Raw genomic sequence first — 15,208 nt, 5'->3', positions numbered from 1 at the left:
GATGTGCAGATAATTCTGCTGCAATGATGCGCTATTTTGGTGAAAAGCACCAGAAGCCTATAGCTATGTTGCTGAAATCACGGAGAATCCTTCATGCCGAGTCAGACTTCGCCAGCAATGCCACTTTTCAATGCCCCTTTCGCCGGAGACGACGACCGGCTTCTCAATCGCTTCGCCGACGAGCTTTCCTTTTCCGAGAGCCAGGATGCCGCCATCGACAAGCGCGCTTCCGGCATGATCGAGGCAATCCGCGCCAATTCCGGTTCGATCGGCGGGGTCGAGGATTTCCTGCGCGAATACGGACTTTCAACGCGCGAAGGGCTCGCCCTCATGGTTCTCGCCGAGGCGCTGCTGCGCGTGCCTGACGCGCTGACGCAGGACAAGCTGATCGAGGACAAGCTGAAGGAAGGCGGATGGAGCGAGCATGAGGGCAAGGCCGAGAGCTGGTTTGTTTCGGCCTCGGCATGGGCTCTTGGCATCTCGGCCCGCATTCTGCGTCCCGGCGACACGCCCGAAGGCGTCGTGCGTGGCCTCGTAAAGCGGCTCGGCCTGCCGACCGTGCGCAATGCGACCAAGCAGGCGATGCGCTTCCTCGGCTATCATTTCGTTCTCGGCGAAACCATCAAGGATGCGCTGTCGCGCGCCGGCAAGAGCGAGGAGAAGGGCTATCGCCATTCCTTCGACATGCTGGGCGAGGGTGCCCGCACGGCTGAAGACGCCAAGCGCTATTTCCAGTCCTATGCCATGGCGATCGAGGCGATCGGCACCTGGCTTGCGAAGAACGGCAAGGGCAAGCAGTTGCCGGATCGCATGGGCATATCAGTCAAGCTTTCGGCGCTGCATCCGCGCTATCTCGCCACCCATCGCGACCGGGTGATGGAGGAACTCGTACCCGATCTCCTGAAGCTCGCGCAGATGGCCAAGGCCCATCAGCTCAACTTCACCGTCGATGCCGAAGAGGCCGATCGCCTGGAACTGTCGCTCGACGTCATCGCCGCGGTCTTTGCCGATCCGTCGCTCGACGGCTGGGATGGTTTCGGCCTTGCGATACAGGCCTATCAGAAGCGCGCTGTCGGCGTTATCGACTATATCGACGAACTCTGCGCTAGATATGATCGCCGGATGATGGTGCGCCTCGTCAAGGGCGCCTATTGGGATACAGAAATCAAGCGAGCGCAGGAACGCGGTCTCGACGATTATCCGGTCTGGACCCGCAAGCAGGCGACGGACCTTTCCTATCTCGCCTGCGCGCAACATCTGCTTGACAAGCGGGCGCGCATCTTCCCGCAATTTGCGACGCACAATGCGCTGACGGTATCCACCATTTTGGAACTGGCCGGCAACGATCGCTCCGGCTTCGAATTCCAGCGCCTGCATGGCATGGGCGAGGCGCTCTATAACCACCTTCTGTCTGGCAATGACCGGATTGCCTGCCGCATCTATGCGCCTGTTGGCGGCTATCGCGACCTGCTTGCCTATCTCGTTCGTCGCCTGCTGGAAAACGGCGCGAACTCCTCATTCGTGGCGATGGCCGGCGACAAGAACGTGCCGATCAAGGCTTTGCTGGAACGGCCGGCCACCAAGCTGCAGCTCGATGTCGGCGCAAGCACCCGCAATGGCAAGATCCCCATGCCATTGGATCTCTACGGCAAGCGCAAGAACAGCGCTGGCCTGGAATTCGGGCATCGTCAGACGCTCGCAAAGCTGCAGGCCAATGTCGGCAAGGGCGCGGGCAGCATCAAGGCCGAGCCGCTGATCCCCGGGGTCGTTCTCAAGGGATCGGAAGTCCCGGTCGTTTCGCCGTCGGATCACACAAAGACCGTCGGCACTGTCCACAACGCGACGGCGACCGATGTCGACAAGGCCTTCGCGGTCGGTGCCAAGGGATTCAAGGCCTGGTCGCGCAAGCCTGTCGAAGACCGCGCTGCTGCGCTTGAGCGCATGGCGGATCTTCTGGAAAGCAATCGCGACCGGCTGCTAGCCCTCTTGGCGGCGGAAGGCGGCAAGACGCTGGATGACGGCATTGCCGAAATCCGCGAGGCGGTCGATTTCTGCCGCTCCTATGCCGGAGAGGCGCGCCGCCATTTCGGTTCGCCACAGAAGATGCCGGGACCGACCGGCGAGGACAATCGCTACCTTTGGCGCGGTCGCGGCGTCTTTGCCTGCATCTCGCCTTGGAATTTCCCGCTTGCCATCTTCCTGGGACAGGTTTCTGCAGCGCTGGTGTCCGGCAATGCCGTCATCGCCAAGCCCGCGCCCCAGACGCCGCTGATCGCTTATGAGGCGGTTAAGCTCTTCCACCAGGCCGGTGTGCCCGAAGACGTGCTGCTGCTCGTGCCCGGAGGACCCGATGTGGGCGCCGCGATCACCGCGCATCCCGCCCTGGCTGGCGTTGCCTTTACCGGCTCGACGAAGACCGCCTGGGCGATCAACCGGGCGCTGGCTGCCAAGGATGGCCCGATCGTGCCGCTGATCGCCGAGACCGGCGGCCTCAATGCGATGATCGTCGATGCGACGGCGCTGTCGGAGCAGGTGGCGGATGACGTCATTCTCTCCGCCTTCCGTTCCGCCGGCCAGCGCTGCTCGGCGCTGCGGTTGCTCTTCCTACAGGAAGACGTGGCCGAACAGATGACGACCATGATCGAAGGGGCCGCACGTGAGCTGAAGCTCGGCGATCCGAGCCTTGCCAACACCGATGTCGGTCCGATCATCGACGACAAGCAGAAGGCGATGCTGGAAACGCATATTGCCGACATGCAGAAGACGCAGAAGGTGCGTTTTGCTGGCAAGGCGCCCTCGGGCGGCAGCTTCTTTGCTCCGCACATCGTCGAGCTGGACAAGGCCGGCGCGCTGACGAAGGAGGTCTTCGGGCCGGTGCTGCACATCGTCAAGTGGAAGGCGAGGGACCTGTCGAAGGTGCTCGCCGAGATCGATGCTTCCGGTTACGGTCTGACGCTCGGCGTCCACAGCCGCATCGAGGCAACGGTGCGTACCGTCGCCGATGCCCTCGACACCGGCAACGTCTACGTCAACCGCAATATGATCGGCGCGGTCGTCGGCACGCAGCCATTCGGCGGCTCCGGCCTGTCGGGCACGGGCTTCAAGGCGGGCGGCCCAGCCTATTTGCTGCGGTTTGCGCTGGAGCAGGTCGTCTCGGTCAACACCGCAGCGGCGGGCGGAAATGCCAGCCTTATTGCGATGGGAGAAGGCTGAGCCGCGAAAACGTCCGGGTCGAGCGCTTGTGACTTGCAGAAGCCTAGCGTCATTGCTATCGATCGCTGAAATGCGGCTGCAACCGGTGTTTCAGGTTTGATGATCCCAGTCCTTTTTCGTCGGCTTTTGTCCTGGTGCCGTGATGGGGCGGTGTGCTTTGCCGCAGCCTCAATGCTTGCCGTTGTGCCTCTCGGTTCGGTCAGTGCGGAGGACTCTCCGCTCGACCGGCCCATGGAGTTCGTGCTCGTTCATGGCGATGCGGCCTATTGCGATCGTGACGGGACATGTGCGGACTGGATTGCGGCCGAAGGGCAGATCAAGGCCGATACGCCGAAGAAGCTACAGAAAATCCTGAAGACGGTCGGCAAGAAAAAGCTGCCGATCATCGTCCGCTCTCCCGGTGGCGACGTCGCCGCCGCGATGGAGATGGGCCTGGTGATCCGCAAGAAGGGCCTGTCCGTCGCCGTTGGCGGCAGCAGATTGTCCGGATGCGGGTATACCGATCCGTTTTGCACGTCCGGACGCAGCAAGGATGGTTCGGCAACGGGTGAGGTCTATTCCTCGGGTGCTGTATGCTTTTCAGCCTGTCCGCTGCTGCTTGCAGGCGGCGTTCGGCGCATTGCCAGCCCCTTCGCGCTGATCGGCGTGCATCAGATTACCACCACCTACCGCGAGGAGCGCGTCCGCTACCGCACCGAATACCAGATGGTCAATGGCCGGAAGAAGATCCTTTCGCAGAAGGAAATCGGCCGCAAGATCGTCGGCCAGCACGATACGACCAAGCTCGGCAAGAAGCAGAAGGCGGCGCTGATCGCCTATCTCGACAAGATGGGTATCGACGACGCGATCTTCGACATGATGATGAGCGCCACGCCTTCTTCCATCCGGTTGATCAAACAGGATGAGGCCATCCAGATCAAGATGACGACGGAGCAGGAATCGGCTGACGACCTCGTTCTCGTCAATGGTTGCGCCGACGGCAAGACGATTGCGAGCTGCATCGCTGCCCTGCATCCTGCGCCACCGACACCGCCGCCGGCCCCGGTTTCCACGCCGCCCGTGCTGCCGGCAACGGACCCGGCGCCTCAGACGCCGCCGCAGACTTCTCCGTCACAGCCCGTCCAGTTGCCGACGACAGGAAACGACGAAGTCATTCTTTGACTTCGGTTGCGGGCTTGGCTGAGTAATCCTTGCCCTTCGCCTTTGCCATGATCTGCTCTAGGAAGCCCAGCAGCAGCGCAGACACCACGAATGCGAGGTGGATGAAGGTAAGCCACATCAGCTTGCTGTTGTCATATTGCGTGACATTGAGGAAGACCTGCAGCAGGTGGATCGAGGAGATGGCGACGATCGAGGAGGCGACCTTGATCTTCAGACTGCCGCTGTCGAGCTTGCCGATGAAGGAAACCTTTTCATCCGGCTCGTCGAAGCGGCTGACGAAGTTTTCGTAGCCCGAGATCATCACCATCACGATCAGGCTTGCCACCAGCGCCGCGTCGATGAGGCCGAGCATGGCCAGGATCATGTCCGCCTCCTCGTAATCGAAGACATGGATGGCGACCTTGAGGAACTTGTAGCCGAAGGACAGGGCATAGAGCGCAAGAGCGGCTGCGAGGCCGATATAGAAGACGACGAGAATCCAGCGGCTCGACAGGATGATTCGCTCGACCAGCAGTTCCAGGGATTTCATCTCGTTGCGGCTCCGTCGTTTTGGTTTTGGTGCTTTGGCTTTCGAGCAAGAATTAAGGTATCCGCGTCTCGATCTGCAAGCCCAGCTCTATTGCGGCTGCTTTAGATACAGCCTGAAGGCGACGTTTACGCGTCTCATAGCGGCAAATCTGTTCACGGCCGCCTCTTTTTCGGTTATTGCCAAGCCAAGGCGACATGCGCCGATCAGTCTATGGGGAAGTGTCATGGCAGTGGTGAAATCCGATATTGAAATTGCGCGCGCGGCAGTCAAAAAGCCGATCTACGAGATCGGCGACCGGCTCGGCATTCCGGCGGATCAGCTGGCTCCCTATGGCCATGACAAGGCAAAGATCAGCGCCGATTTCATTGCATCCCAGGAAGGCAAGAAAGACGGAAGACTGATCCTTGTTACCGCGATCAACCCGACCCCCGCAGGCGAGGGCAAGACCACCACGACGGTCGGCCTCGGCGACGGGCTGAACCGCATCGGCAAAAACGCTGTCATCTGCGTGCGCGAGCCTTCGCTCGGCCCCTGCTTCGGCACCAAGGGTGGCGCTGCCGGCGGCGGCTATGCACAGGTCGTGCCGATGGAAGACATCAACCTGCATTTCACCGGCGACTTCCACGCCATCACCTCGGCGCACAATCTGCTCGCCGCCATGGTCGACAACCACATCTATTGGGGCAATGCGCTCAACATCGATAGTCGCCGCGTGACCTGGCGGCGAGTGATGGACATGAACGACCGGGCGCTACGCGAAATCGTCTCCTCGCTCGGCGGCGTTGCCAACGGCTTTCCGCGCGAGAGCGGCTTCGATATCACCGTTGCGTCCGAAGTCATGGCGATCCTTTGCCTTGCTTCCGACCTGAAGGATCTCGAACGGCGGCTGGGCGAGATTATCGTCGGCTATCGCCGTGACCGGTCACCGGTCTATGCCCGCGACCTGAAGGCTGACGGAGCGATGGCTGTGCTTTTGAAGGATGCCATGCAGCCGAACCTCGTGCAGACGCTGGAGAACAACCCGGCGCTCGTCCATGGCGGACCCTTTGCCAATATCGCCCACGGCTGCAATTCCGTCATCGCCACGCGCACGGCGCTGAAACTCGCCGATTATGTCGTGACCGAAGCAGGCTTCGGCGCGGATCTCGGCGCTGAGAAATTCTTCGACATCAAGTGCCGCAAGGCCGGCCTGAAGCCGGATGCAGCCGTCATCGTCGCGACCGTGCGGGCGCTGAAGATGAATGGCGGGGTCGCCAAGGAAGATCTGGGAACGGAGAATGTCGCGGCGCTGGTGAAGGGTTGCTCCAATCTCGGCCGGCATCTTGCGAATGTCCGCAAGTTCGGCGTTCCCGTCGTCGTCGCCATCAACCACTTCACTTCGGATACCGATGCGGAGGTCGCCGCCGTGCAGAATTATGTCTCGCGGCTCGGCGCCGAAGCGATCCTCTGCCGCCACTGGGCAGAGGGTTCCGCCGGCATCGAGGACCTTGCCTACAAGGTCGTGGAGCTTGCCGAATCCGATCAGGCGAAATTCCAGCCGCTCTATCCCGACGATCTCTCGCTGTTCGAAAAGATCGAAATCGTCGCCTCGAAGATTTATCACGCGGGCGAGGTGACGGCCGACAAGGCGGTGCGCGATCAGCTGATCGCCTGGGAGGAGCGGGGCTACGGCCACTTGCCCGTCTGCATCGCCAAGACACAATATTCCTTCTCGACGGATCCCAATCTGCGCGGCGCGCCGGAGGGGCATGTCGTTCACGTTCGCGAAGTCAGGCTCTCGGCCGGCGCCGGCTTCGTCGTTGCGATCACGGGCGAGATCCGCACCATGCCGGGCCTGCCAAGCGTGCCTTCCGCCGAGCGGATTTTCCTGAATGATCAGGGGTATGTGGAAGGGCTGTTTTAGCCGTTCGGCCTGACGTCAGAAGTCCTTGGGCCAGCGCCGCGAGGTGTGCATGACCGTCAGGATTTCTATGTCCTGATCGCGAAGGCGATAGACAATGATGTAGGGCAGATCAGCAAGGATGAGTTCCCTTGTGCCCTCGACGCGTCCGGATCGCCCCTGGTTTGGGAAATCACAGAGTAGGTCTGCCGCATCTGCGATGCGGCTCACGACCGCCTCTGCGGCAGCGGGATTGTCCTGGCTGATGTAGGTTCCGATGTAATTCAGGCGGGCAAGCGCACGTCTGGTCCCGCGAAGTGGTGTGCTCATCAATCGGACGATTTGGTGCCGGAGAACTTGGCACGAACGGCGGCTACCTCATCGGGGGATGCAAAATCACCCGCGTCGGCTTCCCTGAGGCCGGATTGGATTTCTTCAATCTGCCACTCCTCGCGCTCGACAAACTCCTCGATCGCCGACGCCGCCATTTCTTCCGGCGAGACGTTGCGCTGCTTCGCCAGATGGTCGAGCCGGAAAGCAGTCGCGTTCTGAATTTGCAATTTCAGCAGCGTCATGGATAGCGCCTCGTCAGTGTTCGGGCGTCAGTTTAAGTCGTTGCGACCTCGATTCAAGCGGGAAACACAACTGTTTGATGCGGAATCGCTTTCCATCAATGGCAATACCTGAATCCGCCGTGTCTTTCGATGACGTCGAGGTGGAAATGGTGCTCGTGGTTGGCGTCGCTTTCGGGGTCGAGGACTGTCGTGAAGTAGAGGCAGCCGGCGGCGCTGACGGCGCGCTGGAAGGCGCCTGTCAGCGTTGAATCTTCCTTGCGCGGTTGGACTGCGACAACCGTGCCGTCCTGGAAGGTGAAGCTTGCGACATCGACCGCGTTGCCGCGGGCGTGCTCGGAGATCTTGCCCGTCGTCGCGTTGTTGCGTAGGCGGCAGATATAGGTCGAGGCCTGGTTGATGGTGACGATCGGACCGGCATCTTTCAACGCCACTTCGCCAGATGGGATGACGCTCTGTTTCATCCAGTGGGCGAGCGCCAGCGCAGTCTGGCAGCGCATCGTGCCTTCCGGTTTCAGCTTGATGCCGGGAAGTGCCTCCGTCAGCGAGATCGGCTTGTCGATGCCGCAACCATTGCCGTCGTCGATCCGCGGGACGTCCTTGAACACAGCGCCCATCGCCTGAAGCTCTTTCTCGCATTCCTGATGCTCATCGTCCGGTTCCGAGGCGATCGTCAGGGGCGGCTTCGGCGGTCCTTGCATTTCGCCGGCCTTCTCTTCGGCCGGCGCCGTTTCTTCGGGCGCCTGCTCCGCATCGGAAGGGGTGGCGGGTTTTCCTGCCGCCGGTTTTTCAGCCGGCTTTTCCTGCGGTATCGGTGTTTCCGGCGGGGTGGGCTGCGTGTCTTCCGTATCCGGCTTTATCTCGGGCAGGGGGCCGGTTTCCGGCAGGGAAGTGCCTGTCAGAATGGCCAGGCAGGCAAAGGCAAGCGTCATCTTCAACCGCATCTCGTTCCTCACCCATCGGTGGTATCGCTTGGGGAAAGAACGCGCTGGCAGCGGTTTTCGTTGCAATTTCGCAACGAGGGCATGTTCGCCTTTAAATATGATAATTTTAATCATGTTTATGAGCGGTCGATATATTGACAATCATACTCATGTTTTTTATGCGGCAGAACGAAGGCGGAAATTGCTCCGTCTCTCTCTAAGAACGAACCCAGCCAGCCCCTTGGAAAGCCTAGCGCAGACCGACCAGCCAGCCCGGTGATATCACTCGAAAGGAATGGTTATGGTGGTCCGGCGATCGCGCTCGGTTCTTTTGGCGTGCACGGCGTTTCTGGCGCTCGGCACGGTATCTTTTGCGCAGCAGGCAGGCAGCACGGGGAAGACCGATGCCGGGGACAACAAGGACGCGACGACGCTGCAAAAGATCGTCGTGAAGGGCGCGAGGCCGAAGAAGGATCCTGTCGCGGATACGCCGCTCGCGTCGCAGACGACGGCCGACGAGATCAACAACAAGCAGATCAATCGCATCGAGGATCTCGGCCGTAGCACCGAGCTCGGCGTCGGCTTCGACCGCACGAGTGGCAGCGTCAATATCCGCGGTTTGGAAGACGACCGCGTGCTCACGACGATCGACGGAATTCCGATCCCCTATATGCTCGATGGCGCTCGCGGCGCCGATGGCGGTATCAACAGCTTCAACTTCAACACGCTGTCGACGGTGGACGTCGTGCGCGGCGCCGATTCCAGCCGTGCCGGTGGCGGTGCCCTTGGCGGCGCACTGGTGTTGCGCACGCTGGAGCCGGAAGATTTGATCGATCCGGGCAAGACCTGGGGCGGCGTCTTCAAGCTGGATTACAACGGCGACGACCGCAGCTTCGGCGGCTCGGCCGCTATTGCCAAGCGGATCGACAACACCGCTGTGCTCTTCCAGGGCGGCTATACCAAGGGGCATGAGCTGGAAAGCAACGGCGATGTCGGCGGATACGGCGCGACGCGCACCGAGGCGAACCCGGCCGATTACAACAGCCGCAACTATCTCTTCAAGCTGCGCCAATATACCGACGGCGCCGGTACCTTCGGCCTGACGGCCGAGCATTACGACAAGGACCAGACGACGGATCTGAAGAGTGCCCAGAGCCTGACGGGCAACTACCGCCCCGGCCAGGACAGCGGCTCCGAAGACATCAAGCGAGATCGCGTGTCGCTTGACTATAACTTCGAGTCGACCGACGACGACTCCCTGTTCGACACGGCGAATGCCGTCTTCTACTGGCAGCGCTTGCTGCGCGAGGATGGTCAGGACGCTTACCGCTACACCTCGGTCATCGGTGACTACTGGCGCCGCAACACCATGCAAGACCGCACCTTCGGCTTCAACGGCAATGCCTCGAAGTCCTTCGACACAGGAACCCTGCATCACAAGGTGACCTTCGGCCTCGACGCTTCCTTCACCAAGACGACGCAATATTCGGCTGGTGATGACAACTGCGGGCCGGGACCATTCTCACCCTTCAGTACCTGCAGCTTCCTGCACACCAACCAGTCCGATATGCCTGACGTGGACGGCAAGAAGATCGGCGGCTTCGTCGACGACAAGATCGCGCTTGGCGATAGCCGCTTCTCACTGACGCCCGGCTTGCGCTTCGACTGGTATGACTACACGCCGAAGAACACACAGGCCTACCAGGACAGCTCCAACTATAACGGGCTCGAGCCCGGCCAGTCCGACAACCGCTTCTCGCCGAAGCTGCGCGCCTCCTTCGAGCCGCAGAACGACGTGGAATTCTATGCGCAGTGGGCCATGGCCTTCCGTGCGCCGAATGTCACCGAACTCTACGAGAACTACGGCGTTCCGGGCGGCTATCTGAGCATCGGCAATCCCGATCTCAAGCCCGAGACGAGCAATGGCATCGAAGTCGGCGCCAATCTCGGCGACCAGGATTTCGGCGGCCATCTTGGCGTCTTCTATAACCGCTACAAGAACTTCATCGACACCTACAGCGTCCCCGATACGACGGGCACCTATCCGCTCGGTATCACCGAATACTTCAACCGCGCCAATGTCCGCATCTATGGTTTCGAGGCGAACGCCCACAAGACCTTCAATAACGGCATCCATATCAACGGCGCTTTTGCCTATGCCAACGGCCGGGACATGGACACGGGCGAATACGTGAACTCGGTCGCGCCGGCCAAGGGCTCGATCGGCGTCGGCTATGCGACCGACACATGGGGTACCGATGTGACCTTCATCGCGGCGGCGAGAGATTTCGAGAAGAGCGGCAATACCTATCGCGTTCCCGGATACGGCATCGTCGATCTGACCGGCTGGTGGCAGCCAGAGAAGCTGAAAGGCCTGCGCGTCAATGCCGGCGTCTACAACGTCTTCGATCAGACCTACTACGACGCGCTCAACACGCAGGGCACGCTCTCGCAGGCGCGGGAGTTCTATTCCGAGCCCGGCCGGACCTTCAAGATCTCGCTCGTCCAGCGCTTCTGATCACAGGTTTGCAGCCTGACCAACCTGGGCGGTGCTGCGGCATCGCCCTTTTTTGTCTGCGCCATCCGATGCCTGGAGTTGTGCGCTGCGCGCAGTGATGGTATTGAAAGCGCACAGTTTCTTGAAAAGAAAGGAGGGCCGCAAAATGATCACGTATTTCTGGCGCAATCGCCAGTTCGGCCCGAGACATGCCCTGCGGATGCGTTTGCAGGGCTGATCAGAGGCCGTAGCTCACTCATATCCTTTCTGGTCTGCCCTTGATGGCAAGGCGGCGCCGAACACTTCGCGTTCGTGTGTCTGCTTCCTGACAATTACCGAGAAAACGGCCGATGCCACAATGATGCATCGGCCCGGCATCAACCTCAGCGATCCCTGGACGGGCGCGAGCTGACGTCTCCTCGGATAGACCAGAGAACGATCATGGCTTTGATTAGTTTGCGCAATTTCGGCGTCACACTCGGTGCGCCACTCTTTTCCAATCTTAATTTCGCGCTGAATGCGGGAGACCGCGTCGGCATCGTCGCTGCCAATGGCAGGGGCAAATCCACGCTTCTCAACTGCATCGCCGGCCGGCTCGACCCGACCACGGGCGACATGACGCGGTCGCGCGGCCTGACTATCGGCTATGTCGAGCAAAATATGCCCGAGCGGCTGATGACCGCGTCCTTTAATGAGGCAGTCAGACAGGCGCTGCCGGCAGAGCAGGCGGATAGCGAGAGCTGGCGGGTGGATGTCGTGCTGGATCAACTCGACGTGCCCACAGCCTTTCGCGAGAGGGCGATCGCCGAGCTCAGCGGCGGATGGCAGCGGCTGGCGCTGCTTGCCCGCGTCGCCGTCACCGAACCGGACGTGCTCCTGTTGGATGAGCCGACCAACCATCTGGATCTTGCCAAGATCGCGCTCCTGGAGGACTGGCTGAACGCCCTGCCGCGCGAGACAGCCGTGCTGCTCTCCAGCCACGACCGGGCATTTCTGGATGCTGTGACCAACCGGACGCTTTTCCTGCGCGCAGAGCAATCGCAGGTCTTCCAGCTGCCCTATAACAGGGCGAGGGAGGCCCTGGATGAGGCCGATGCATCCGAGGAACGGCGTTTCCAGAAGGATATGAAGGTTGCGCAGCAACTGCGGCGGCAGGCGGCCAAGCTCAACAATCTCGGCATCAACTCCGGCAGTGACCTGCTAACGGTCAAGACGAAGCAGCTGAAGCAGCGGGCGGAACGGCTGGAGGACGCCGCGCGTCCGGGCTACCAGGAGCGTTCCTCGGGCGCGATCCGCCTCGCGAGCCGGGAGACACAGGCAAAGATCCTCGTGACGCTCGATAATGCGGATGTGACGACGCCTGATGGAACACTGCTTTTCAGGACGGGCAAGCAATGGATTCGTCAGGGCGACCGTGTCGTATTGCTCGGGCAGAACGGAACGGGCAAGTCGCGGCTGGTCGAGATGATTCGCAGGGCAATCGAGGGGCAGGGGTCGGGACCGGAAGGGATCAAGGCGACGCCGTCGCTTGTGCTCGGCTACAGCGATCAGGCCCTGGCAGGGCTGGGCGATGGCGATACGCCGCTTGGCGTCGTCACGCGGCTCTTCGAGCTTGGCGAGCCGCGGGCGCGCAGCCTTCTGGCCGGTGCGGGCATTGATGTCGAGATGCAGGGCCGGGCAGTCGGTCGCCTTTCCGGTGGCCAGAAATCCAGGCTTGCGATGCTGGTGCTGAGGCTTCGCAACCCGAATTTCTACCTGCTCGACGAGCCGACCAATCACCTCGATATCGAGGGGCAGGAGGCGCTGGAAAGCGAGCTGATGGCGCAGGAGGCCAGTTGCCTGCTGGTTTCGCACGACAGAAGCTTCGTTCGCGCCGTCGGCAACCGCTTCTGGCGGATCGAGCGAAAGCGGCTCGTCGAGGTCGATGATCCTGAGGATTTCTTCGCCGCGGCAAGGCAAGAGGCCTGAGTTTTCAGGGGTTTCGGGCAGCTTGCTGCTGGCCGAAACTTTCCTCGGAATTGCCGCTTGCGCATCGGCGCGTCTCACGCTAACAATTTGGCCCATGAACACGTCCTTGAACATTGCATCGTGGTGGTGGGCTCGCTGAGGCGGCCTCGACCAATCGTGTCCAAAGACGACGACGAGTGAGCCGCCCGAAACTTCGAGGCGGCTTTTTTGTTTTAAAGCGCCTGTCGTCTGGGCCCCGAGGAATGGAGTGAGGAAGAATGGTTACGATCCTGCGGGATGATGGTGCGGAGATTTACGAAACCAAGGGTGGCATATCCGTCACCCGGCAGCGCAGGGCCATTCCCTATGCTGACGCTGTTTCGTCCTATATCGACAAGCTCGACGAGCGCCGCGGCGCTGTCTTCTCGTCGAATTACGAATATCCGGGCCGCTATACCCGCTGGGACACTGCTATCGTCGATCCGCCGCTCGGCATTTCCTGCAATGGCCGCAATGTCTGGATCGAAGCCTATAATGAGCGCGGCGAAGTGCTGCTCGGCTTTATCACGGAGCGGCTGAAGACCGTCTCCGAGCTGGAACTCGGCATCCTGACCGCTCGCCGACTGGACCTGACAGTCAAGCTGCCGGATCGCGTCTTCACTGAGGAAGAGCGCTCGAAGATGCCGACCGTCTTCACCGTTCTTCGCGCCGTTACCGATCTCTTCTATTCGCAGGCTGATGCCGCCATCGGGCTCTATGGTGCCTTCGGCTACGATCTCGCCTTCCAGTTCGACGCGATCAACCTGAAGCTGGAGCGGCCCTCCGACCAGCGTGACATGGTGCTCTACCTGCCGGACGAAATCCTGGTCGTCGACAACTATTCGGCCAAGGCCTGGATCGACCGCTATGACTTCGAGAAGGGGGGGGGCACGACCGAGGGCAAGGCCGGCGATATCGCGCCGGAGCCGTTCGTGCGCACCGATGCGATTCCGCCGAAGAGCGATCACAAGCCGGGCGAATACGCCGGGCTGGTCACCAAGGCCAAGGAAAGCTTCCGCAAGGGCGATCTCTTCGAAGTCGTGCCCGGCCAGAAGTTCATGGAGCGCTGCGAGAGCAAGCCGTCCGATATTTCCAAGCGGCTGAAGGCGATCAACCCGTCGCCCTATTCCTTCTTCATCAACCTCGGAAACCAGGAATATCTCGTCGGCGCTTCGCCTGAGATGTTCGTGCGCGTCTCCGGCCGCCGCATCGAGACTTGCCCGATCTCGGGCACGATCAAGCGTGGCGAGGATCCGATTGCCGATAGCGAGCAGATCCTGAAGTTGCTGAACTCCAAGAAGGACGAATCCGAGCTGACCATGTGCTCCGACGTTGACCGCAACGACAAGAGCCGTGTCTGCGAGCCGGGCTCCGTCAAGGTCATCGGTCGCCGCCAGATCGAGATGTATTCGCGCCTGATCCACACCGTCGATCACATCGAGGGACGGCTCCGCGACGACATGGACGCCTTCGATGGCTTCCTGTCCCATGCATGGGCAGTGACTGTTACAGGCGCGCCGAAACTCTGGGCGATGCGCTTCATCGAGGCGCATGAAAAGAGCCCGCGCGCATGGTATGGTGGCGCGATCGGCATGGTCGGCTTCAATGGTGACATGAACACCGGGCTTACGCTGCGCACCGTGCGCATCAAGGATGGTATTGCCGAAGTGCGGGCAGGAGCGACGCTGTTGAACGATTCCATTCCCGAGGAAGAAGAAGCCGAAACCGAACTGAAGGCCTCCGCCATGCTTTCCGCCATCCGTGATGCCAAGGCCGGCAATTCGAGCAAGGCGAGCCGCGACGTCGCCGCCGTCGGCAAGGGCGTCAATATCCTGCTGATCGACCACGAGGATAGCTTCGTGCATACGCTGGCGAACTATTTCCGCCAGACGGGCGCGACCGTCTCGACAGTGCGCACGCCCGTTCCCGAGGAAGTGTTCGACCGGCTTAACCCGGATCTCGTCGTTCTGTCGCCTGGCCCTGGCAATCCCAAGGATTTCGACTGCAAGGCGACGATCAAGAAGGCGCGGGCGCGCAACCTGCCGATCTTCGGCGTCTGCCTCGGTCTGCAGGCGCTGGCGGAAGCCTATGGCGGCGAGCTACGCCATCTGGCGCTGCCGATGCACGGCAAGCCGTCGCGCATCCGCGTGCTGGAACCCGGCCTTGTCTTCTCCGGCCTTGGCAAGGAAGTGACCGTCGGCCGCTACCATTCCATCTTCGCCGATCCCTCGACGCTGCCGCGTGATTTCATCATCACGGCGGAGAGCGAGGACGGCACGATCATGGGTATCGAGCACGCCAAGGAGCCGATCGCCGCGGTGCAGTTCCACCCGGAATCGATCATGACGCTCGGCGGCGATGCCGGCATGCGGATGATCGAGAATGTGGTGGCACATCTGGCAAGAAGGGCGAAGACCAAGGCGGCGTGAGCGGGTGCAGATGGTCAGA

The 15,208-nt window shown here is 61.2% G+C and carries 10 protein-coding genes; 6 read left to right on the top strand and 4 right to left on the bottom strand.

Annotation, left to right across the window (positions count from 1 at the left end; all coding sequences use genetic code 11):
• Positions 1-93 precede the first annotated feature (93 nt).
• Both putA and DTW90_RS02395 read left to right on the top strand, forming a co-directional pair.
• Positions 94-3,213, top strand: a complete 3,120-nt coding sequence (gene putA / locus DTW90_RS02400; protein ID WP_149336234.1) for a bifunctional proline dehydrogenase/L-glutamate gamma-semialdehyde dehydrogenase PutA — start codon at positions 94-96, stop codon at positions 3,211-3,213.
• 171 nt (positions 3,214-3,384) lie between these two features.
• Entirely contained in the window at positions 3,385-4,374 is a 990-nt protein-coding gene (locus tag DTW90_RS02395; RefSeq protein WP_149336233.1) for a hypothetical protein, read from the top strand.
• On the opposite strand, the gene DTW90_RS02390 is transcribed toward DTW90_RS02395, so the two are convergent.
• Positions 4,364-4,903, bottom strand: a complete 540-nt coding sequence (locus DTW90_RS02390; RefSeq protein ID WP_132519181.1) for a TIGR00645 family protein — start codon at positions 4,901-4,903, stop codon at positions 4,364-4,366. The genes DTW90_RS02395 and DTW90_RS02390 overlap by 11 nt on opposite strands.
• 223 nt (positions 4,904-5,126) lie before the next feature.
• Here DTW90_RS02390 and DTW90_RS02385 point away from each other — a divergent pair, with 223 nt between their 5' ends.
• Positions 5,127-6,806: a formate--tetrahydrofolate ligase gene (locus DTW90_RS02385; RefSeq protein WP_149336232.1), complete on the top strand. Its 1,680-nt coding sequence runs from the start codon at positions 5,127-5,129 to the stop codon at positions 6,804-6,806.
• Positions 6,807-6,821: 15 nt separating this feature from the next.
• On the opposite strand, the gene DTW90_RS02380 is transcribed toward DTW90_RS02385, so the two are convergent.
• From DTW90_RS02380 to DTW90_RS02370, 3 genes are all read right to left on the bottom strand, one after another.
• Positions 6,822-7,112, bottom strand: coding sequence for a type II toxin-antitoxin system RelE/ParE family toxin (locus DTW90_RS02380; RefSeq protein WP_149336231.1), 291 nt, complete (start codon positions 7,110-7,112; stop codon positions 6,822-6,824).
• Positions 7,112-7,357 carry a hypothetical protein gene (locus tag DTW90_RS02375; RefSeq protein WP_149336230.1) on the bottom strand — a complete coding sequence of 82 codons (246 nt, stop codon included), beginning with the start codon at positions 7,355-7,357 and terminating at the stop codon, positions 7,112-7,114. The genes DTW90_RS02380 and DTW90_RS02375 overlap by 1 nt, the downstream gene beginning before the upstream one ends.
• A gap of 95 nt (positions 7,358-7,452) precedes the next feature.
• The gene (locus DTW90_RS02370; protein ID WP_246664874.1) at positions 7,453-8,298 is read right to left on the bottom strand and encodes an extensin family protein; all 846 of its coding nucleotides are present in this window, start codon (positions 8,296-8,298) and stop codon (positions 7,453-7,455) included.
• Positions 8,299-8,578: 280 nt separating this feature from the next.
• Between DTW90_RS02370 and DTW90_RS02365 the strand changes: the two genes are divergently transcribed.
• From DTW90_RS02365 to DTW90_RS02355, 3 genes are all read left to right on the top strand, one after another.
• A complete protein-coding gene (locus DTW90_RS02365; protein WP_149336228.1) occupies positions 8,579-10,795 on the top strand; it encodes a TonB-dependent hemoglobin/transferrin/lactoferrin family receptor in 2,217 nt (738 codons plus the stop codon).
• Between the two features lie 420 nt (positions 10,796-11,215).
• Positions 11,216-12,742, top strand: coding sequence for an ABC-F family ATP-binding cassette domain-containing protein (locus DTW90_RS02360; RefSeq protein WP_149336227.1), 1,527 nt, complete (start codon positions 11,216-11,218; stop codon positions 12,740-12,742).
• A 257-nt stretch (positions 12,743-12,999) separates the two neighbouring features.
• Positions 13,000-15,189: an anthranilate synthase gene (locus DTW90_RS02355; protein WP_149336226.1), complete on the top strand. Its 2,190-nt coding sequence runs from the start codon at positions 13,000-13,002 to the stop codon at positions 15,187-15,189.
• Positions 15,190-15,208: the final 19 nt, after the last annotated feature.

Origin of the sequence: Neorhizobium sp. P12A, assembly GCF_008365395.1 — a bacterium.
Taxonomy (GTDB): domain Bacteria; phylum Pseudomonadota; class Alphaproteobacteria; order Rhizobiales; family Rhizobiaceae; genus Rhizobium.
Note: the sequence above shows the minus strand (reverse complement) of the source record. Positions and strands in the feature narration are given on the sequence as shown.

Coding starts and splice junctions, on each gene's coding strand:
- putA (WP_149336234.1), top strand. CDS start 94: ATGCCGAGTCAGACTTCGCCAGCAATGCCACTTTTCAATGCCCCTTTC.
- DTW90_RS02395 (WP_149336233.1), top strand. CDS start 3,385: ATGCTTGCCGTTGTGCCTCTCGGTTCGGTCAGTGCGGAGGACTCTCCG.
- DTW90_RS02390 (WP_132519181.1), bottom strand. CDS start 4,903: ATGAAATCCCTGGAACTGCTGGTCGAGCGAATCATCCTGTCGAGCCGC.
- DTW90_RS02385 (WP_149336232.1), top strand. CDS start 5,127: ATGGCAGTGGTGAAATCCGATATTGAAATTGCGCGCGCGGCAGTCAAA.
- DTW90_RS02380 (WP_149336231.1), bottom strand. CDS start 7,112: ATGAGCACACCACTTCGCGGGACCAGACGTGCGCTTGCCCGCCTGAAT.
- DTW90_RS02375 (WP_149336230.1), bottom strand. CDS start 7,357: ATGACGCTGCTGAAATTGCAAATTCAGAACGCGACTGCTTTCCGGCTC.
- DTW90_RS02370 (WP_246664874.1), bottom strand. CDS start 8,298: ATGCGGTTGAAGATGACGCTTGCCTTTGCCTGCCTGGCCATTCTGACA.
- DTW90_RS02365 (WP_149336228.1), top strand. CDS start 8,579: ATGGTGGTCCGGCGATCGCGCTCGGTTCTTTTGGCGTGCACGGCGTTT.
- DTW90_RS02360 (WP_149336227.1), top strand. CDS start 11,216: ATGGCTTTGATTAGTTTGCGCAATTTCGGCGTCACACTCGGTGCGCCA.
- DTW90_RS02355 (WP_149336226.1), top strand. CDS start 13,000: ATGGTTACGATCCTGCGGGATGATGGTGCGGAGATTTACGAAACCAAG.